This is a genomic window from Pseudomonas sp. Pseusp16 (genome assembly GCF_047324915.1).
GTDB lineage: Bacteria > Pseudomonadota > Gammaproteobacteria > Pseudomonadales > Pseudomonadaceae > Aquipseudomonas > Aquipseudomonas fluorescens_CD.
The window spans coordinates 1,906,716-1,925,523 of sequence record NZ_CP168522.1; the positions used below are offsets into that span (position 1 = coordinate 1,906,716).

Sequence of the window (18,808 nt, forward strand, 5' to 3'; positions counted from 1 at the left end):
TGAACCTGTTTGACCGACTGTAGGAGCGAGCTCGCTCGCGATGATCGTTAACGATAACGCTGGTTGCCAGGTGCCCCGCGGCGTTCTCGGGTTTTTCGCGAGCGAGCTCGCTCCTACGGCGGCACGAATAACACAAAACTCTGTAGGAGCGAGCTCGCTCGCGATGGTCGTCAACGATAACGCTGGCTGGCAGGTGCCCCGCGGCGTTCCCGGGTTTTTCGCGAGCGAGCTCGCTCCTACAGGGTTTGTGTACGGAAATAGCGCGAGGAATACCTCGAAACCGTGATCACACGGGGTAATACCAGTATATCCCGTGTCAGCTACATTCAGTATTTAACTTTTCAGATTGAATGGTACAATGTGTATTTACGTGGTACGTACCACATCATCAAATCCCGGGAGAACTCATGGCACGCGGCGGTGTAAATAAAGCGGTGGTGCAAGCCGCTCGGTTGGCGATCCTCGCCCGTGGCGAAAACCCCAGCATCGATGCCGTACGGATCGAGATGGGCAATACCGGTTCGAAAACCACGATTCATCGCTACCTCAAAGAGCTCGATGACAGGAACGAACCGGTCGAACCACCGGCGGAACCGATTGACGACGAACTGATGGCGCTGGTGGCGCGGCTCGCACAACGCCTGAAGGAGCAAGCGCAGGAGCCCATCGACCAGGCGCGCGCGCAGTACGAGGAACAACGCAAGGCGCTGGAAAACCAGCTCGCCGAAGCGCAAGAAGCCAATAGCGAACTGCACCAGCAATACGAGTTTCAGAGCCTGGCGCTGACTCAGGAATCCGAGGCCCTGCAAGAAACCCGCGCCATGCTGCAAACGGAGCAAACCCGCAACGCCGGGCTGAACCAGGCGCTGGCCGATTTCGAATTACGCTTGAAAGACAAGGACGAGCAGATTCGCTCCCTTGAAGAAAAACACCTGCACACTCGGGACGCACTGGAGCACTACCGCAACGCGGTCAAGGAACAGCGCGAACAGGAATTGAGTCGCCATGAAGGCCAGGTGCAACAGATACAGATGGAGCTGCGCCAGGCACAACAAAGCGCGCTGGTGCGCCAGGACGAAATCACCCAATTGCACCGCGACAACGAACGCTTGCTGACCGAAAACCGCGGCACGCTGCGCGAGCTGAGCCTGCTCCAAGAACAGCTCAAGCAAAGCAATACCCGTCAGGATCAGTTGCTGGAACAGGCCACCCGCGTCGACAGCGAGCGCACCCTCCTCCAGGAACGCCTGCGCGTCGCCCTGCTGGAAAGCCAGGCCCTCAAACAGAACGTCGACGAGCAGTCGCAGCTCAACAGGTCACTGGAAATCGAGCTGACCAGAACCCGGACGGATCTGGAAGAACGCGTACGTCTGGCCGCAACCATTGCGGCAGCGGCAGACGCAGCGAAGGACGATTAACCGGCGACCGGCGTACGCATGGTGACGAACTCTTCGGCGGCCGTCGGGTGCACCCCGATGGTTTCGTCGAAGTCGCGCTTGGTGGCGCCGGCCTTCAAGGCAATCGCCAGACCCTGGACGATTTCACCGGCATCCGGACCGACCATGTGGCAACCCAATACCTTGTCGGTCCTGGCGTCGACCACCAGCTTCATCAGCGTGCGCTCCTGACATTCAGTCAGGGTCAGTTTCATCGGCCGGAAGCGGCTTTCGAAGATCTGCACGTCGTGGCCGGCTTCGCGGGCCTCTTCCTCGGTCAACCCGACGGTGCCGATGTTTGGCAGGCTGAACACCGCCGTCGGGATCATCTTGTAATCCACTGGACGATACTGCTCCGGCTTGAACAGGCGTCGCGCAACCGCCATGCCCTCTGCCAGGGCAACCGGTGTCAGCTGAACACGACCGATCACATCGCCCAGCGCCAGGATCGACGGCTCCGCCGTCTGATACAGCTCATCGACCTCGACAAAGCCTTTCCTGTCGAGTTTGACCCCGGTGTTTTCCAGCCCGAGATTGTCCAGCATCGGACGACGGCCCGTGGCGTAGAACACGCAATCGGCTTCCAGCTGGCGACCATCCTTGAGCGTGACTTTCAGACTGCCGTCGGCCTGCTTGTCGATGCGCTCGATGTCCGCGTTGAATTGCAGGTCCATGCCGCGCTTGGTCAACTCTTCCTGCAAGTGCTTGCGCACGGAAGTGTCGAAGCCGCGCAGGAACAGTTCACCGCGATACAACAGCGTGGTCTCGGCGCCCAGGCCGTGGAAGATCCCGGCGAACTCGACCGCAATGTAGCCCCCGCCCACCACCAACACTCGCTTGGGCAGTTGTTTAAGGAAGAACGCCTGGTTGGAACTGATGGCATGCTCATGTCCCGGGATATCCGGAATCTGCGGCCAGCCACCGGTAGCGATCAGGATATTTTTGGCGGTAAAGCGCTCGCCATTGATCTCGACCTGATGCGGATCGACGATCCTGGCGTGGCCTTCATGCAAGGTCACGCCACTGTTGACCAGCAGATTGCGATAAATGCCATTGAGGCGATTGATCTCGCGGTCCTTGTTGGCGATCAGCGTCGGCCAATCGAACTGCGCCTCATCCAGGCTCCAGCCAAAACCGGAAGCCTGCTCGAAGTCTTCGGCGAAGTGCGCACCGTAGACCAGCAACTTTTTCGGCACGCAGCCGACGTTCACACAGGTACCGCCCAGGTAGCGGCTCTCGGCCACGGCCACTTTCGCACCGAACCCGGCGGCAAACCGCGCCGCCCGCACACCGCCAGAACCGGCACCAATCACGTAAAGGTCAAAATCGTAGGCCATTTTCAATCTCCTCGGCAGGTGACCAGCATACCCGCAGACATTTGTGGGGCAAGCGCTGCAGACGATATTGGGATGGAAAATGAAAAAGCCACCCGAAGGTGGCTTTTCAATACAATCCGGTCTTCGGCTATCAGTAAGCCTTGCCCGTCTTGTAGAAGTTCTCGAAGCAGAAGTTGGTCGCGTCGATGTAGCCTTCGGCGCCACCGCAGTCGAAACGCTTGCCCTTGAACTTGTAAGCGATCACGCAACCATCCTGTGCCTGCTTCATCAGGGCGTCAGTGATCTGGATCTCGCCGCCTTTGCCTGGCTCGGTTTGTTCGATCAGGCTGAAGATGTCCGGCGTCATGATGTAACGACCGATGATCGCCAGGTTCGACGGGGCATCTTCCGGTTTTGGTTTCTCGACCATGTTACGCACGCGGTACAGGTCGTCACCGATCAGGTCGCCTGCAATCACACCGTATTTGCTGGTTTCCTGCGGGTCCACTTCCATGATCGCGACGATGGTGCAGCGGTACTGCTTGTACAGCTTGACCATCTGCTTCAGTACGCCGTCACCTTCCAGGTTGACGCACAGGTCATCCGCCAGCACCACGGCGAACGGCTCGTCACCGATCAGCGGGCGACCGGTCAGGATCGCGTGGCCCAGACCTTTCATTTCGGTCTGACGGGTGTAGGAGAACGAGCACTCATCCAACAGGCGGCGGATGCCGACCAGGTATTTTTCCTTGTCGGTGCCCTTGATCTGGTTTTCCAGCTCGTAGCTGATGTCGAAATGGTCTTCCAGGGCGCGCTTGCCGCGACCGGTGACGATGGAGATCTCGTTCAAGCCGGCATCCAATGCCTCTTCGACGCCGTACTGGATCAGTGGCTTGTTTACCACCGGCAGCATTTCCTTGGGCATGGCTTTAGTCGCTGGCAGGAAGCGAGTACCGTAACCGGCTGCTGGGAACAAGCATTTCTTGATCATATAAGTCCTTGTAACGGCTGTGTGTACGAGTTTCGGCGCAGTCTAATCAGGCCGCGTGCACCTTACAATGCCCCGCGCTGGCTAACCGATGCCAACATAGAGAAATATTCTTGCCGATAGTTCCCTGCGCGGGTGCGCAGATTACCGGGCAAACTCTTATGCATAGCAGAGATTCGCGCAATTGCACGCTTTCTACCTCAGCCGGGGCATCCCGCCATACGCCCAATGGCACCCGGTGCGCGCGTTTGGCGGTATCATGGCGCGATTGAACCAGACCACGAGGTTAATAAATGTCGGCAGCAAAAAGCGTCAACGGATTCCTGATCAATCAGGTGAAAGACGGTCAATGGTGGGTGGCGAGTGTCGCCGGTGAAAATATCGCCGGACCTTTCCCTTCCGAAGCCCTGGCAATCGAAGTGGCTTCGGTACTGGAGCTTGAGCACCCGGAACCCAAGCGACGCGGCAAGGACAAGAACTGACCGACGCCCTTTCGAATAGCCCTGTCATTGCACAGGGCTTTTTTGTGAATACAGAAAAAGAAGTGGCCTTTCGCTATAACCTTTTGATCCCGGCGCTGTCTCAGCCTTGCCCCACCACCCTGACGATGATCAATCCATGAACAAGATTTTGCCTTTGCTAACGGTATTGGCCCTGAACGGCTGCGCAACATCGGAAGAAACCTACCTGAACAATGGAGAGCAGGGCTTGACGATCGATTGCTCGGGAGAGGCCAATTCCTGGGCCGCCTGCTACGAAAAAGCCGATGCCTCCTGTGCGGGCACCGGCTACCGGATTGTCGGTACCGACGGCACGCCATCGCTCAAGGAAAGTGAAAAGACCCTCGGGGCCGATATCGGCAATTTCAAGAGCCGCAGCGTCGTGGTGGTCTGCAAATCAGGCACTCGACCCTACAGATGAATTTCGGCGAACTTGATCCCGAGTCCGCGCAGCGTTTCGATCAATTCGTCGAGTTTACCGAAGGACTCGACTTCATCATTGTCATCCACCAGGAAATAGCTGCGCCCGGCGCTTTTCTTGAAAAACACGATCCACTCTCCAAGGTCCGCCGGATTCTGAATCACATGGGTGGCAGAGATAAGCCCCTCTGCATGGCGCGCCCGGACCTGCTCTCGCTTCATACTCGACTCCAGAAATAACGATGCCGCCAAAGCCAGGCTTTGGCGGCATCGGTGCTGTTGGTCGATAGTCTATCAGCCGGAAATGCACTCGGTGGCGGCATTCTGTACGTCCTTTGGACGTACCGGGACGTTGGACATGCTCTCGTGCAGCTTGATGCTGCTGCCGCCCGAGCGCTCTTCAATGTCGAATACGGCAGACGGACCCGAGGAAAACTTGAGCGGGACGATCACGCGCAATCCATCCTTGTGCGGCTGGATTTGCAAGGCACCACGACTGTCGGCCAGTTTTTCGCTGAGGCATTGCGCATATTCATGGGGCTTCTTGCCAGAAATCACGTTCATGGTCGGCAGCGACTCGTTGATTTCAGAGACGTTCGCACAACCACTCACCAATACCGCCAGCGAAAGAAACGAAAAACCCCATTTCATACAAAACCTCCTATAAAGACGCTCGGACAGCGCAGATGCGTTTTTTCTCCAGGGCAACCTGCTTTATCGCTCATCAAACGTGAAATTAGCGTTTTTAATTGTCAAAGTGGCCGGATAATAAGGCGGTGGGGCTGATAAACTGCGCCAATCGCCCATGCTATCGTTTTGATTTTGTAGAAAAAGCCCTTCTGGAGGCGCCTCATGAAATTTATCCATCAGCGCGAGCACCTCAATGAAGACGACATTGTCGTCATTCAATGCTCCCAAATGTGCAACATCCGTTTGATGAACGACGCCAACTTCCGCAGCTTTAAAAATGGCGGCCGTCACACCTATCACGGCGGTGCATTCGACACGTTTCCGGCGCGCATCACCGCCCCGAGCACCGGTTTCTGGAACATCACGATCGATACCGTCAACCGTCGCCCTATCAGCGTGACCCGCAAACCCACCCTGACACACTCGATCAAAATCATTCGCCGCTCCAGCTCGAAACTGAGCTGAACAGCGCACCCGAAACAAACGACAGGCAGATACAACCGTGGCCCAAACGACCAAGTACGTCATCAAATACAAACTCAACGGTGAGCGCCGCTTCGAGTTTGCCCAGCTTGAACACGGCACCGCAGAAGAAGCCAAGGCGGCGCTGGATGCCATTCATGGACAGGACGACGTCATCAGCGAAATCAGCGTCAGCAAAGCGCTGTAACACGATCCGGAGCGACAACGGACGTCGGCTCCCGCTCGCAATTCGACCGCAAGCGCCGGAGTGCCTGCTTCACCCCTGCCCTCCAGACTGGCCACCTCACCAACAAGAGGCCCGGCAATGAGCGAGCAATATCTGGACAACCTGGACTGGCCCCGGCTGGAACAGCAACTTGATCAGGACGGTTGCGCCGTCATCCCGTCACTGTTGAGCCACAAGGCTTGCGATCAGGTCAGCGCCTGGTACCCCGGGGCCGAAGCCTTTCGCTCGCACGTGGTAATGGCTCGCCACGGGTTCGGCCGCGGCGAGTACAAGTATTTCAGCTATCCATTGCCGGACCTCGTGGCCCGCCTGCGCAGCGCGCTCTACCCATGGCTGGTACCCATCGCCAATCGCTGGTATGAACAGATGGATCTACCGACCCGCTTTCCAGACGCTCATCAAGCCTTTCTCGAACGCTGTCATGCCGCTGGTCAGAACCGTCCGACGCCGTTGTTGCTGCAATACGGTCCGCAGGACTACAACTGCCTGCATCAGGACTTGTACGGTGAGCACGTTTTCCCGTTGCAAGTGGCGATTCTTCTGTCCGCCCCGGATGAAGACTTCACCGGCGGCGAATTTGTCATGACCGAACAGCGCCCGCGCATGCAGTCACGCCCGATGGTCATCGGCCTGAAGAAAGGTGACGGGCTGATATTTGCCGTCAACCAGCGGCCGGTCAAAGGGGTTCGCGGTTACTACCGCGTGACCCTGCGTCACGGCGTGAGTCGCCTGCACAGCGGCAAACGGCATACCCTTGGAATCATCTTTCACGATGCGTTATGACCCCATGAATCCGCTGACTTTCGATCTGTTTGCCAATGCCGAGCCCGAGCAACAGCCCAGGCGCGAGCAGATCGGCGAACAATCCTATGTGCTCAGAGGCTTCGCCCTGCCCTGGCTTGAGCGTTTGTTGCCCGCCCTGGAGGCGGTGCTGACGGCCGCGCCGTTTCGGCAGATGATCACGCCCGGCGGCTTTACCATGTCGGTCGCCCTGAGCAGTTGTGGCACATTCGGCTGGACCACTGACCGCAGCGGTTATCAGTACACCCGCCACGATCCGCAGACCGGCCAGCCCTGGCCGAGGATGCCCGAGGTGTTTTTCCAGTTGGCGCAAGCGGCGGCGCAGGCAGCGGGGTTCAGCGAATTTGCGCCGGACTCCTGCCTGATCAACCGTTACATTCCCGGGGCAAAAATGTCATTGCATCAGGATAAGGACGAGCATTCCTACGCAGCCCCTATCGTTTCGGTATCGCTGGGCTTGCCGGCGATGTTCCTGTTCGGCGGTTTTGCACGCAGTGACAAAAGCCAGCGCATCCCCTTGCTGCATGGCGACATCGTGGTCTGGGGTGGCGTTGATCGTCTGCGTTATCACGGTGTGTTGCCGATCAAGGACGGTCATCACCCGAGGCTCGGCGAGCAACGCATCAACTTCACCTTCCGTACCGCCGGATAAAGACTTCGAATTTGACCGCAAGCGCCGGAGTGTGTGGCAATTGCCCCATGGTTAATGTGCAGGCAACTCCTCAAAGGACATGACGCCATGACAACCCAATCGAGCAAGATCAGCACCGAAAACGATCCGCGCTGGGCCGCCGTGGTCGCGCGCGATCCCAAGGCTGACGGGCAGTTTGTCTATGCCGTGAAGACCACCGGCATCTACTGCAACCCCAGCAGCCTTGCGCGCTTGCCCAAACCACACAATGTCGAATTCTTCGATAGCGCCGAGCAGGCACAGGCGGCGGGTTATCGCCCAAGCAAACGCGCGACCAAAGACCAGAGCGAACTCGCCGCGCAACATGCCGCCACCGTGGCCGCCGCGTGCCGCCAGATCGAAAGCGCGGAAACGCTGCCTGCCCTTGGCGAGCTGGCCGAAGCGGCGGGGCTGAGCAGCTTCCACTTCCATCGCGTGTTCAAGGCCGTCACCGGCCTGACGCCCAAGGGCTACGCCGACGCTCATCGCTCACGCAAGGTGCGCGAGCGCCTGGCGGATGGAGGCTCGGTGACCGATGCCCTGTACGACGCTGGCTTCAACTCCAACAGTCGATTTTATGAAGCGGCAGACCATCTGCTCGGAATGAAACCCGGGGACTACCGCGCGGCCGGCCAAAACAATGACATTCGTTTTGCCGTCGGCCAGTGTTCACTGGGGGCGATACTGGTGGCGCAGAGTGAGCGCGGGGTCTGCGCGATCCTGTTGGGCGATGATCCGCACCAACTGGTCTGTGATCTGCAGGATAAATTCCGGCGCGCCAACCTGATTGGTGCCGATCATCAATTCGAGCAATTGATTGCCAGGGTCGTCGGCTTTATCGAGGCGCCGGCCATTGGCCTTGATTTACCTCTGGACGTACGCGGCACGGCGTTTCAGGAGCGTGTCTGGCAAGCGCTGAGGGAAATTCCCGTTGGCAGCACGGCCAGCTACGCCGACGTCGCCCAGCGCATCGGCTCGCCGAAAGCCGTTCGCGCCGTGGCTCAAGCCTGCGGCGCCAACAACCTGGCCGTGGCGATCCCTTGCCATCGCGTGGTGCGCAGCGATGGCCACCTGTCGGGCTATCGCTGGGGTGTCGAGCGCAAACGTCAGTTGCTGGAACGCGAGTCGCAGTAATCAGCGATTCACATCCACCACCACGCGCCCGCGCAATTGCCCGGCAAGCAAGCGCGGCGCGGCTTCGATGGCTTCGCTCAGGCCGATTTCGTGACTGATCAATGGCAACAGGTTGAAATCCAGATCCTTGGCCAGTCGACCCCAGGCCTCCACTCGCCTGGCTTTGGGCTGGGTCACGCTGTTGATACCGGCCAAGGTCACACCGCGCAAAATGAACGGTGCAACGGATGCCGGAAAGTCCATGCCCTGGGCCAAACCGCATGCCGCGACGGTGCCATTGGCCTTGGTGCTGGCGCAAGCATTGGCCAGGGTGTGGCTGCCGACCGAATCGATGACCGCCGCCCAGCGCTCTTTGGCCAACGGCTTGCCTGGCTCGGACAGCGTGGCACGGTCGATGATTTCACCAGCGCCCAGTTGCTTCAGGTAGTCATGCTCCGACGTACGCCCTGTAGACGCGACCACCCGATAGCCGAGCCTGTTGAGCAACGCGATGGCGAAACTGCCGACGCCACCGTTGGCGCCGGTCACCAGGATTTCGCCCTGCTCAGGCGTCACCCCGTTGTGCTCCAGAGCCAGGATGCACAGCATGGCCGTGTAGCCCGCCGTTCCGATGGCCATCGCCTGGGCAGCGGTGAACGCCTTGGGCAACGGAATCAGCCAGTCACCGTTCAGGCGAGCCTTCTGCGCCAATCCGCCCCAGTGTCCTTCACCCACACCCCAGCCATTGAGCAGGACCTGGTCACCGACCTTGTAGTCCGGATGCCCGCTGACTTCGACGACACCGGCCAGGTCGATGCCCGGCACCATCGGGAATTTGCGCACCACCGGACTGCTGCCGGTGATCGCCAGTCCATCCTTGAAATTCAGCGTGCTGTAGGCAACACGCACCGTGACATCGCCCTCGGGTAACTGATCGTCCTGGATCTCTTGCAGTGTGGCCCGGTAACCGCTGTCGTCTTTGTCGATCAAAATGCCTTTGAACATGACGGCCTCTCAATGGAATCAGTCTGGTTGTGGTGCAATTGAAATAACACATCGCAACAGATTGCCGTACCCGACTTTAAGCCAACCGGGCAAACCGCCCATTCCCGGTACCCATGATCGCAATGGCGAAAGTGGAGGTTGCCATCGACGCTGAAGAAAACCGGACCCTGCGAAAGGACGACTGGCCTTGCACCAGTCGTTGCGTTACAAATCCTGTTCTACCGTCCCTGCCCTGCTTTCAACGTCGGAGAACACAGCACATGAACCAATGGCCAGATACCCGCATTCTTGACCTGCTCGGGATCGAACTGCCGATCATTCAAGGGCCGATGGCCGGTGCCACGAACTCGTCCATGGTGATTGCAGCCTGCAATGCCGGCGGGTTGGGCTCGATGCCAGCGGCGATGCTCAGCATCGATCAATTGCGCGAGGAACTGAAAACGATCCGCCAACACACCCAGCGCCCGATCAACGTCAACTTCTTCTGTCATCAGCCTCCAGCCCCTGATGAACAACGCGCGCAGGAGTGGAAAAACCTGCTGCAACCCTACTACCAGGAACTCGGTGTCGATTTCGATGCGCCAACGCCCGTGTCCAACCGCGCGCCGTTCGATCACGCGGCCTGCGAAGTGGTCGAGGAATTTCGCCCTGAAGTGGTGAGCTTTCACTTTGGCCTGCCGGAAAAAGCCCTGCTCGACCGGGTCAAGGCCACGGGTGCCAAAGTGCTGTCCTCGGCCACTACCGTCGCAGAAGCGGTGTGGCTGGAGCAGCATGGCTGCGATGCAATCATTGCCATGGGCTCCGAAGCCGGGGGCCATCGCGGGATGTTTCTCAGCGATGACCTGAGCAGCCAGGTGGGGACGTTCGCCCTGGTGCCTCAGGTCGTCGATGCAGTGAAAGTGCCGGTGATTGCCGCCGGCGGCATCGCTGATGCACGAGGTGTCGCCGCCGCCTTCATGCTGGGCGCTTCGGCGGTACAGGTCGGCACGGCCTACCTGTTCACGCCAGAGGCCAAGGTCAGCCCGTCCCATCACAAAGCGTTGCGTACCGCCAAAGAAAGCGAAACGGCGATTACCAACGTGTTCACCGGTCGCCCGGCCCGGGGCATCCTCAATCGGGTGATGCGTGAACTGGGCCCCATGAGCGCCAAGGCACCGGCCTTCCCCCTGGCCGGTGGCGCGCTGATGCCGCTGCGGGCCAAAGGTGAAGCAGACTTCAGCAACCTCTGGGCCGGCCAGGCATTTACCCTCGGAGTCGAATTGACCACCGCGGCACTGACTCGACAACTGGCTGAAGGAGGATTAGCGAGACTGCTGCGGCGCCCCTGAGCATCACTTTCGTTAAAATTGTATACAATTTTTTCGACAGCACATTCCGTTTAAAGGCAATTCGCTATATATTTCTGTACATAACGATTCACCCCTGCTGCAATTGCCTTTAACGGAGCCGTTTCATGACCATTCGTGCCTCACGTTTTGCCCCTGCCTGCCTGGCAAGCCTTGTCGCTGTATTTGCCTTCGGCTCAGCCCAGGCGGACGAAGTCCAGGTGGCGGTCGCTGCCAACTTCACCGCGCCTATCCAGGCCATCGCCGCTGACTTTGAAAAAGACACCGGGCATAAACTGGTCACCTCGTTTGGTGCTACCGGCCAGTTCTACACCCAGATCAAAAACGGCGCGCCGTTCGAAGTGTTCCTCTCGGCAGACGACAGCACCCCGCAAAAACTTGAAGCCGAAGGCGACTCCGTCAAGGGCTCGCGCTTCACCTACGCGGTCGGTACCCTGGCGCTGTGGTCGGCCAAAGAAGGCTACGTCGATGCCAAGGGCGATGTGCTGAAAAAGAACGAATATCAGCACCTGTCCATCGCCAACCCGAAAGCTGCGCCTTATGGCCTGGCGGCTACCCAGGTGTTGGCCAAGGAAGGGCTGAGCGACAAGGTCAAGGACAAGATTGTTGAAGGCCAGAACATCACCCAGGCCTACCAATTCGTCTCCACCGGCAATGCCGAGCTGGGTTTTGTCGCCCTGTCGCAGATCTACAAGGACGGAAAAATCACCAGCGGTTCGGCCTGGATCGTTCCGGCCAGCCTGCACGACCCGATCAAACAGGACGCCGTGATTCTCAACAAGGGCAAGGACAACCCGGCCGCCAAGGCATTGGTTGACTACCTCAAGGGGCCGAAAGCGGCAGCTGTCATCAAGTCCTACGGCTACGAAATCTGATGTCGCTATCGAGTGCCGATTATTCCGCCATTTGGCTGACCCTGAAACTGGCGTCCCTGACGACCGTTATCCTGCTGATTGTCGGCACTCCGATTGCGTTATGGCTTGCGCGCACCCGCTCCTGGTTGCGCGGCCCGGTCGGGGCGATTGTCGCCCTGCCCCTGGTGCTGCCACCGACGGTGATTGGCTTTTATCTGTTGCTGGCGCTCGGCCCTTACGGGCTCGTCGGTCAGCTCACCCAATCACTCGGCCTTGGCACCCTCACTTTCAGTTTTGCAGGGTTGGTCATCGGTTCGGTGTTGTATTCGATGCCATTCGTAGTCCAGCCGCTGCAGAACGCTTTTTCCGCAATCGGCACGCGCCCGCTCGAAGTCGCCGCGACATTGCGGGCAAACCCCTGGGACACCTTTTTCAGCGTGACACTGCCACTGGCCCGCCCCGGTGTCATTACCGCCACCATTCTCGGTTTCGCCCACACCGTCGGCGAGTTCGGCGTGGTGTTGATGATCGGCGGCAATATTCCCGAAAAGACCCGCGTGGTCTCGGTGCAGATCTACGATCACGTCGAAGCCATGGAATACGCCCAGGCCCATTGGCTGGCCGGGGCGATGCTGGTGTTCTCGTTTGCCGTCCTGCTGGCGCTGTACTCCAGCCGTAAAACCAAAGCGGGCTGGAGCTGACCGATGATTCAAATGCGTCTGAAACTACGCTACCCGGGCTTCGCCCTGGACGTCGACCTGCAACTGCCGGGCCGTGGCGTCACGGCACTTTACGGTCATTCCGGCTCGGGCAAGACCACTTGCCTGCGTTGCATCGCCGGCCTGGAGCGGGCCGATCATGGCTTTATCCAGGTCAACGATGAAGTCTGGCAAGACAGCGAAAACAAGGTTTTCGTCGCGCCGCACAAACGCGCGCTGGGCTACGTGTTTCAGGAAGCCAGCCTGTTTCCTCATCTCTCGGTGCTGGCCAACCTGGAGTTCGGTCTCAAGCGCATCCCGAAGCCGCAGCGCCGGGTCGACATGGCTCACGCCACCGAGTTGCTGGGCATCAGCCATTTGCTGGACCGGCACCCACACAACCTTTCGGGCGGTGAGCGGCAGCGCGTCGGCATCGCCCGCGCCTTGCTCACCAGCCCGAAACTGTTGTTGATGGACGAGCCGCTGGCCGCGCTGGATGCCCAACGCAAAAGTGAAATCCTGCCCTATCTGCAACGCCTGCACGATGAGCTCGAGATCCCGGTGCTGTACGTCAGCCACTCCCAGGATGAAGTCGCGCGGCTGGCCGACCATATCGTGCTGCTGAGCAACGGCAAGGCACTGGCCAGCGGCCCGATCGGCCAGACTCTGGCGCGCCTCGACTTGCCGCTGGCGATGGGGGATGACGCCGGCGTGGTGATCGAAGGTCGCGTCAGCGCCTATGACGCCGACTATCAATTGCTGAGCCTGCAATTGCCCGACACCACCCTCAACATTCGTGTGCCTCATACGCCGCTGGATCCGGGCCAGGCACTGCGCTGCAAGGTCCAGGCGCGGGATGTGAGCCTGAGCCTGCACGGTGCCGGGCAAAGCAGCATCCTCAATCGCCTGCCGGTCACCGTGGTCAGTGAAATGAACGCCGACAACGCCGCCCATGTGCTGATTCGCCTGGATGCCGCAGGCACGCCACTGCTGGCGCGCATCACGCGTTACTCGCGCGATCAACTCAACGTCCACCCTGGCCAGCAACTCTGGGCGCAAATCAAAGCGGTTGCGGTACTGGCGTAAATCCGGCGACACGCCTGCACCGGGGCCGGCAGCGCCTGAACCGACGAATTGACCTGCCTGTTTTTTTGCACGATCACCAATGGCTTCTATAGTTGATCTGAACAGGAATCCGCTACGGAGTCGCCATGGAAGACATTTTCGTCGTGAAGCGTTGTAACAAGATCATCATCCATGCTCGCCGTGCGGGTGAAATTGGCCACCTGCCACCGGATACCGCGGCCTGGTATCGCATCGCCGATACCCGCACCCAAGGCTTCATCGGAGATGGCTATGCTGTTGAAGAGGACGCACTGCGTGTTTGCCGGCAGTTGAATGCCAGATCACGAGTGACAGCCCTGCAAGGTTGACGGCCTGTCACCATTTTTTAACGGGTCTATACTGAAAATGCCTGAAGGATCAGCGACCCCATCGGCAGATAGCTCGCTCCAGGCGGGCTTTTTGCTGCCACACCCAGGTTTCTTGAACGGAGGTGTCTCCCATGTCCGAAAAAGAGTCCATCACCACCCTGCTCACCTTGCTGGACTCCCGTCAGGTACGCTTGGCTGCGGCTTGCAAGGAAATCGCCGACTGGGTCGATCATCAAGGCGGGCATCCCACCGCCCTCAGAATTCGTGATCGCCTGAACGACATCGAGAAGGACACGCCGCTGATCCGGCACACGCTGTCGTCCCTTAAGCCTGACGACCGACCTCTGCCTCGGTTCAGATGATCCGTCACGGATTTGCGGTGCGAGGACAGGCCCGATTCGGGCAGCATGATCGGTGACGGTGACGTCTCCGAACGTTTGGCTGCCTGCCAGTTTTTCACCCTCTCCCACAACCCGGCCTGACGCCGGGATTTTTTGTTGCGCGAAACCTGCCGTCCACACCGCCAATAACTGGCGTTCAGCCTGGACCGAGCGACTGACCGCTTGCCCGCGCGAGGACTCAATCGGAGGAAAAATCCATAAACAGAGGCGTCATTTTATTGCCTGTCGGTGCCCTTGCGAGCCGGCCCCATGATCTCGCGCAGGGACATGCGCTTGAACGCCTCGACCAGTGCTCGCCCTTCCTCCGGTGCACAAGTGACCGCCAGGCGCATGGTCGCCTCGCCCAGGTGCCAGATCAAAAACGCCGACTCCTGAACCTGTTGTTCATCGATGTCGGGATACACGCGAAACATCGCCTGGGCCAGTAGTGCGCTGGCCACCCGGCTCTCCACCAGCTCCAGTTGCAACAACTGCTTGTCGGCCTGCATGCCGGACCAGATGTCACGCATCACCGGTGTCGCCATCACGATCTCGTAATACAGATCGAGCAACTGCGAATAGGCGGCACGCAAGCCCTGGGCATCCTCGACAGCTTCTATCGCCTCTGTAATGCAGCGACGACTCTCAGCGTTGTAGCGTTCGGCCAGCGTGCGGATGACGGAACTCTTGTCGGGAAAATACTGATAAAGAGAACCGATCGAGATCCCGCAGCGCTCGGCGATTTCACTCATCTTGAGTTGATCGCTGCCCTTTTCCGCGATCAATTGAGTCGCCGTCGCCAAAATCCGCTCCTGACGTTCGCGGCTGCGCTGTTGCGTGGGATTGCGTCGAACCGCTTGTGCAGCAGGCTGTTCGAGGGCTTCAGGAGTCTTTTTGCGCACGAGTGAATTTCCCGATCAATAACGTGACATGTACTCACCTTAGCATCGCCACTCCCAACGCCCAATAACAGATACCACACGTCGGGGAACTCGAACTGACGGGTTGACGGAAAAACATGAGGATCTATCATCTTTTAAACATGAGCATCACTCACATTAACCGATGGAGATGAACGCGATGAAAACCGATCAACCAATCACACTGGTCCTTGGTGCCACGGGCAAAACCAGGCGGCGAATCACACAACGACTCGAAGCTGCCGGCCTGGCCGTCCGCCGAGGCTCCCGTAACGCGAATCCCCCTTTCGACTGGGAAGATCGATCAACCTGGGACGCAGTGATAGATGGCGTGCATGCGGTCTACATTTGCTTTCAACCTGATCTCGCCGTTCCTGGCGCTCTGGAATCCATCCAGGCTTTCACCGACCTGGCGGTCAAAAGCGGAGTCCGCAAACTGGTTCTGTTATCCGGGCGCGGCGAAATCGAAGCGGAACAGGCTGAGCGTGTTGTACAGAACAGCGGGATTGACTGGACGATTCTGCGGGCCAGCTGGTTCTGCCAGAACTTTAGCGAGGCGCACTTTCTTGAACCCATTCTGCAAGGTGAACTCGCACTCCCCGTCGGCCAGGTCGCCGAGCCCTTTGTCGATGCAGAAGACATCGCCGAGTGTGCCATCGCTGCACTGACCCGACCCGGACACACCAACCAGCTCTATGAATTGACCGGCCCTCGAGCATTGACCTTTGCCGATGCCGTGACCGATATTGCCCGCTCCACCCGTCGCAACATCGAATTCGTGGCCGTACCAGCGGACGCCTATCGACAGGCCATGGAACAGGAACAACTTCCCCAGGAGTTGATCGACCTGGTGCTCTATCTCTTCACGACTGTGCTCGATGGCCGCAACACGCCAATTGCCGATGGCGTACAGCGGGTACTGGGGCGGCCGGCACGCGACTTCAGCGACTATGTGCAACGCACTGCCGCTACGGGCATCTGGGGAGATGGAAGCCCGACGTAACGCATTGGCGAGAACAGGATTCCTCGGCTAGGGTCTCTTGCGTATCGAACTGCGGCGCCTTAATTGGCAGGAGCCTGATCAAGGAGGAACCCATGTCACTCAATCGTAGTGCCGAACAAATCTACCGCCAGTGGTCCACCCCGATCCTGCTGGAGCTCAAGGAGCGAGAACATCAACTGACCCCGTCAGACCGCCAGGCACTGGAAAACGAATTGCTGGAAAGAAGGCTGATCAACACCGGCAATCCGACCGGCAGCGATCGCCGCAAGGCAGACCCGGCGTCCTGAATAGCATCAGGCAACCACGATCAAGAAAGAAATGATGGAGCAGAAACAAACAAGGGCTTGCATCCACTTTCGCTGCAAGCCCTTGATTTTTAGTTGACGCCCGACAGGCCTGTCAAACACATCAAAAGTCCAGATCGACGCATCCAGTCCGGTCGTACGAACTCACGTCGGGGCCGTCACTTTTTACCGCGCTAAAACCACCCACCACGATCATCTTCCAGTTCCTGGCGACACTGCTTGAGTTGGGCGTTGTAAATCTCTGACTGCTTTTGCACTTTCTGGGCAACCTGCATCAGCCACGGTTTACTGCGATAGGAATTGCGGCTAAAGCCCCCACGCCCCTCGTGATAAGCCAGGTACTGATTGTAGGTGTCCCATTTGGAGATTCCGAGCTGACGCTGAGTGCCAGCGGTGTACCAACCGATAAACATGATCGCGTCGTCGAAGCTGTCACGCGAACCGCCGTTGGCAGTATCGTTCTTGTACTCGCCCCACACCGGATCCTGAGCCTGCGCATAACCGTAAGCCGAGCTGACCCGCCCCCAGGGGATCACCCAGAGCAGGTAGTCACGAGGCGGCAATGCGTCAGCCACGAAGCTGCTTTCCTGCTTCATGATCGCCATGGCCACATGCAGAGGCGTCCCATATTCACTCTGCATCTCTAGCGAGTCCTCATACCAGTCGGGATACTCACGGTAAATGCTGCAGAGATTGCCTTGATCCCTTGGTGGTGTAGTCGTGCAACCTGTCAAAAAAGTAACCAACAAAGCCAACAGTAAAACTTGTCCTTGTTTCATTCATCATCCTCAAAAACAAGGGCATAAGGTGCCCTCCGTTTACTGCAAGGCGCCTGAGTCAGGCAGTTGCAGGCAAAAACCTCAGAAGACATCTTTCCTGGTGGCGTCACCCTTATTGAGGGACTGCTTTGTAAGTGCCTGTTGCAGACATTCGGATGTAGAACGGGATGAGTTGCGGGGCAGACTTTTGATTTTGCGATGCAAAGAAATAAGGACCACCGTCTGACTAGCTGCCTACTTCAGCGCCAGGGCCAGGGTCAGGCCGGGGTCCATGACGAACTATAATTTAGTGTTGGGGGACCGTCGGAGGTAGCGCTATGCGTATCTTCAAGCAGCTCCTGCTCCTGGTCGCGGGGCTTCTGGCAAGTAGCCTCTCGCTGGAGGCAATCAGCAGTGGCGGCCTAGGTCAAAATCCTCACCCGGCCGTTCTGGTCAGTGGGCAGCCACAGCAATGCGGGCAATTCCACCATTTCCACAGTGGCTCGTTTCATATGGGAAACCGGCATTTCGTGCCAATGGGAAACCGGCATTTCGTACAAATGGGCAACCGGCATTTCGTACCAATGAACAACCGGCATTTCGTACCAATGGATAACCGGCACTTCGTACTAATAGATAACCAGCATTTCGTACCAATGGATAACCGGCACTTCGTACTGATCCACCGGATAAACAGCTTCGAGGTGATCGGAGGGCCCGGGGTCAGCAATCAGCCCTTCGATTCCAGGCACGTTCACTTTGTGCGCCGCTTCGATCCGCGGACGGGGCTATTTCTGATTCAACCGGCAACATTCGGGAAGTAATGGACCAGCTTGGTCAAACCACTGTCGTGATGACTGAGCAATACATCCGCAACCGCAAGGGGAAGAAGGTGAAATCTACAAAATAAGGCGTGCGGCAAAAAAACTAAGGGCCTGAATGAGGTATCTCACGCAAGCCCTTGATATTCATGGTGCCCGAAGCCGGAATCGAACCGGCACGCCCTTACGAGCGGGGGATTTTAAGTCCCAAGGGAAAATCAATCAGACCGCACCTCTCAATAGTTTTTCCGGGTCGCAATCGCGCCTTTTTGGCTGCCATCCAGGCCAATGTTTCCGCACACCTTTCAGAGATTGCGGACCGTAAAAAATCACCCATTTCAGCGTCAAAGTATGTTTTCGCTCCGAAGCCACTTACACCGCAGATATGCCGATCACGCATACCATAGCGTTTCGCTGTGTGGTTCTCAGCCCTTAGCATCCCTGTATGGACCAGCGGCCACCTAACTTATTGTTTTACAATGAATACAGCCTGTTTTAGAGTGACAAAACTTCCGTATTTTTGTGCTTTTGCAAACGATAATCCGCGGCTTCCAGCGGAGGTTTTGCGCACAACCCTTCCGGCGTCCAGCCGACCGTTACCCCTCTCCCATTCCTTCATCATCGCCGGCTGCTACGCTGATA

The 18,808-nt window shown here is 58.3% G+C and carries 24 protein-coding genes and 1 tRNA gene; 17 read left to right on the forward strand and 8 right to left on the reverse strand.

Annotation, left to right across the window (positions count from 1 at the left end):
• Positions 1 to 407 precede the first annotated feature (407 nt).
• Positions 408 to 1,418 (forward strand): DNA-binding protein, encoded by a 1,011-nt coding sequence (locus tag ACEN8Q_RS08380; RefSeq protein WP_413704950.1) that lies wholly within the window; start codon positions 408 to 410, stop codon positions 1,416 to 1,418.
• Here ACEN8Q_RS08380 and gorA read toward each other — a convergent pair.
• On the reverse strand, positions 1,415 to 2,773 hold the full coding sequence (gene gorA / locus ACEN8Q_RS08385; RefSeq protein ID WP_413704951.1) for a glutathione-disulfide reductase: 1,359 nt from the start codon (positions 2,771 to 2,773) through the stop codon (positions 1,415 to 1,417). The two genes, ACEN8Q_RS08380 and gorA, sit on opposite strands and share 4 nt — an antisense overlap.
• A 130-nt stretch (positions 2,774 to 2,903) precedes the next feature.
• Positions 2,904 to 3,743 carry a UTP--glucose-1-phosphate uridylyltransferase GalU gene (galU, locus tag ACEN8Q_RS08390; protein ID WP_007975949.1) on the reverse strand — a complete coding sequence of 280 codons (840 nt, stop codon included), beginning with the start codon at positions 3,741 to 3,743 and terminating at the stop codon, positions 2,904 to 2,906.
• A 290-nt stretch (positions 3,744 to 4,033) separates the two neighbouring features.
• Between galU and ACEN8Q_RS08395 the strand changes: the two genes are divergently transcribed.
• Complete coding sequence (locus tag ACEN8Q_RS08395; protein ID WP_057400160.1) at positions 4,034 to 4,222, forward strand: hypothetical protein; 189 nt, start codon at positions 4,034 to 4,036, stop codon at positions 4,220 to 4,222.
• Positions 4,223 to 4,358: 136 nt separating this feature from the next.
• Entirely contained in the window at positions 4,359 to 4,661 is a 303-nt protein-coding gene (locus tag ACEN8Q_RS08400) for a hypothetical protein (RefSeq protein WP_413704952.1), read from the forward strand.
• Here ACEN8Q_RS08400 and ACEN8Q_RS08405 read toward each other — a convergent pair.
• Both ACEN8Q_RS08405 and ACEN8Q_RS08410 read right to left on the reverse strand, forming a co-directional pair.
• On the reverse strand, positions 4,652 to 4,882 hold the full coding sequence (locus ACEN8Q_RS08405; protein WP_413704953.1) for a hypothetical protein: 231 nt from the start codon (positions 4,880 to 4,882) through the stop codon (positions 4,652 to 4,654). The two genes, ACEN8Q_RS08400 and ACEN8Q_RS08405, sit on opposite strands and share 10 nt — an antisense overlap.
• A gap of 72 nt (positions 4,883 to 4,954) precedes the next feature.
• Positions 4,955 to 5,311: a hypothetical protein gene (locus tag ACEN8Q_RS08410; protein WP_413704954.1), complete on the reverse strand. Its 357-nt coding sequence runs from the start codon at positions 5,309 to 5,311 to the stop codon at positions 4,955 to 4,957.
• 201 nt (positions 5,312 to 5,512) lie between these two features.
• On the opposite strand from ACEN8Q_RS08410, the gene ACEN8Q_RS08415 reads away from it, so the two are divergent.
• From ACEN8Q_RS08415 to ada, 5 genes are all read left to right on the forward strand, one after another.
• On the forward strand, positions 5,513 to 5,815 hold the full coding sequence (locus ACEN8Q_RS08415) for a DUF1883 domain-containing protein (protein WP_007900033.1): 303 nt from the start codon (positions 5,513 to 5,515) through the stop codon (positions 5,813 to 5,815).
• Between the two features lie 37 nt (positions 5,816 to 5,852).
• Positions 5,853 to 6,020, forward strand: a complete 168-nt coding sequence (locus ACEN8Q_RS08420) for a hypothetical protein (RefSeq protein ID WP_007975954.1) — start codon at positions 5,853 to 5,855, stop codon at positions 6,018 to 6,020.
• Between the two features lie 117 nt (positions 6,021 to 6,137).
• Positions 6,138 to 6,842 (forward strand): 2OG-Fe(II) oxygenase, encoded by a 705-nt coding sequence (locus ACEN8Q_RS08425; protein WP_413704955.1) that lies wholly within the window; start codon positions 6,138 to 6,140, stop codon positions 6,840 to 6,842.
• On the forward strand, positions 6,832 to 7,512 hold the full coding sequence (gene alkB / locus ACEN8Q_RS08430; RefSeq protein WP_413704956.1) for a DNA oxidative demethylase AlkB: 681 nt from the start codon (positions 6,832 to 6,834) through the stop codon (positions 7,510 to 7,512). The genes ACEN8Q_RS08425 and alkB overlap by 11 nt, the downstream gene beginning before the upstream one ends.
• An 87-nt stretch (positions 7,513 to 7,599) precedes the next feature.
• Entirely contained in the window at positions 7,600 to 8,664 is a 1,065-nt protein-coding gene (gene ada / locus ACEN8Q_RS08435; protein WP_413704957.1) for a bifunctional DNA-binding transcriptional regulator/O6-methylguanine-DNA methyltransferase Ada, read from the forward strand.
• Here ada and ACEN8Q_RS08440 read toward each other — a convergent pair whose 3' ends face one another.
• Positions 8,665 to 9,648, reverse strand: coding sequence for an MDR family oxidoreductase (locus ACEN8Q_RS08440; RefSeq protein ID WP_413704958.1), 984 nt, complete (start codon positions 9,646 to 9,648; stop codon positions 8,665 to 8,667).
• 260 nt (positions 9,649 to 9,908) lie between these two features.
• On the opposite strand from ACEN8Q_RS08440, the gene ACEN8Q_RS08445 reads away from it, so the two are divergent.
• The 6 genes from ACEN8Q_RS08445 to ACEN8Q_RS08470 all read left to right on the forward strand — a co-directional run bounded on the left by ACEN8Q_RS08445 (position 9,909) and on the right by ACEN8Q_RS08470 (position 14,341).
• On the forward strand, positions 9,909 to 10,976 hold the full coding sequence (locus tag ACEN8Q_RS08445) for an NAD(P)H-dependent flavin oxidoreductase (RefSeq protein ID WP_413424969.1): 1,068 nt from the start codon (positions 9,909 to 9,911) through the stop codon (positions 10,974 to 10,976).
• A 125-nt stretch (positions 10,977 to 11,101) separates the two neighbouring features.
• Positions 11,102 to 11,869 carry a molybdate ABC transporter substrate-binding protein gene (gene modA / locus ACEN8Q_RS08450; protein ID WP_413424967.1) on the forward strand — a complete coding sequence of 256 codons (768 nt, stop codon included), beginning with the start codon at positions 11,102 to 11,104 and terminating at the stop codon, positions 11,867 to 11,869.
• Complete coding sequence (gene modB, locus ACEN8Q_RS08455) at positions 11,869 to 12,549, forward strand: molybdate ABC transporter permease subunit (RefSeq protein WP_413704959.1); 681 nt, start codon at positions 11,869 to 11,871, stop codon at positions 12,547 to 12,549. Before modA ends, modB begins: the two co-directional genes overlap by 1 nt.
• A 3-nt stretch (positions 12,550 to 12,552) precedes the next feature.
• On the forward strand, positions 12,553 to 13,632 hold the full coding sequence (gene modC / locus ACEN8Q_RS08460) for a molybdenum ABC transporter ATP-binding protein (protein WP_413424963.1): 1,080 nt from the start codon (positions 12,553 to 12,555) through the stop codon (positions 13,630 to 13,632).
• Between the two features lie 125 nt (positions 13,633 to 13,757).
• The gene (locus ACEN8Q_RS08465) at positions 13,758 to 13,979 is read left to right on the forward strand and encodes a hypothetical protein (protein ID WP_413424961.1); all 222 of its coding nucleotides are present in this window, start codon (positions 13,758 to 13,760) and stop codon (positions 13,977 to 13,979) included.
• 131 nt (positions 13,980 to 14,110) lie between these two features.
• The gene (locus ACEN8Q_RS08470; protein ID WP_008020792.1) at positions 14,111 to 14,341 is read left to right on the forward strand and encodes a hypothetical protein; all 231 of its coding nucleotides are present in this window, start codon (positions 14,111 to 14,113) and stop codon (positions 14,339 to 14,341) included.
• 254 nt (positions 14,342 to 14,595) lie between these two features.
• Here the strand turns inward: ACEN8Q_RS08470 and ACEN8Q_RS08475 are convergent, their stop codons facing one another.
• Complete coding sequence (locus ACEN8Q_RS08475; RefSeq protein ID WP_413704960.1) at positions 14,596 to 15,261, reverse strand: TetR/AcrR family transcriptional regulator; 666 nt, start codon at positions 15,259 to 15,261, stop codon at positions 14,596 to 14,598.
• A gap of 178 nt (positions 15,262 to 15,439) precedes the next feature.
• Here ACEN8Q_RS08475 and ACEN8Q_RS08480 point away from each other — a divergent pair, with 178 nt between their 5' ends.
• Both ACEN8Q_RS08480 and ACEN8Q_RS08485 read left to right on the forward strand, forming a co-directional pair.
• Positions 15,440 to 16,282: an NAD(P)H-binding protein gene (locus ACEN8Q_RS08480; RefSeq protein WP_413704961.1), complete on the forward strand. Its 843-nt coding sequence runs from the start codon at positions 15,440 to 15,442 to the stop codon at positions 16,280 to 16,282.
• Between the two features lie 92 nt (positions 16,283 to 16,374).
• Complete coding sequence (locus ACEN8Q_RS08485; protein WP_413424955.1) at positions 16,375 to 16,569, forward strand: hypothetical protein; 195 nt, start codon at positions 16,375 to 16,377, stop codon at positions 16,567 to 16,569.
• A 191-nt stretch (positions 16,570 to 16,760) separates the two neighbouring features.
• Here ACEN8Q_RS08485 and ACEN8Q_RS08490 read toward each other — a convergent pair whose 3' ends face one another.
• The gene (locus ACEN8Q_RS08490) at positions 16,761 to 17,366 is read right to left on the reverse strand and encodes a hypothetical protein (RefSeq protein WP_413424953.1); all 606 of its coding nucleotides are present in this window, start codon (positions 17,364 to 17,366) and stop codon (positions 16,761 to 16,763) included.
• A 317-nt stretch (positions 17,367 to 17,683) separates the two neighbouring features.
• Here ACEN8Q_RS08490 and ACEN8Q_RS08495 point away from each other — a divergent pair, with 317 nt between their 5' ends.
• Positions 17,684 to 18,169, forward strand: a complete 486-nt coding sequence (locus tag ACEN8Q_RS08495; RefSeq protein WP_413704962.1) for a hypothetical protein — start codon at positions 17,684 to 17,686, stop codon at positions 18,167 to 18,169.
• A gap of 147 nt (positions 18,170 to 18,316) precedes the next feature.
• Here ACEN8Q_RS08495 and ACEN8Q_RS08500 read toward each other — a convergent pair.
• Positions 18,317 to 18,452 (reverse strand) — tRNA-Leu (locus ACEN8Q_RS08500).
• Between the last annotated feature and the right edge of the window lie 356 nt (positions 18,453 to 18,808).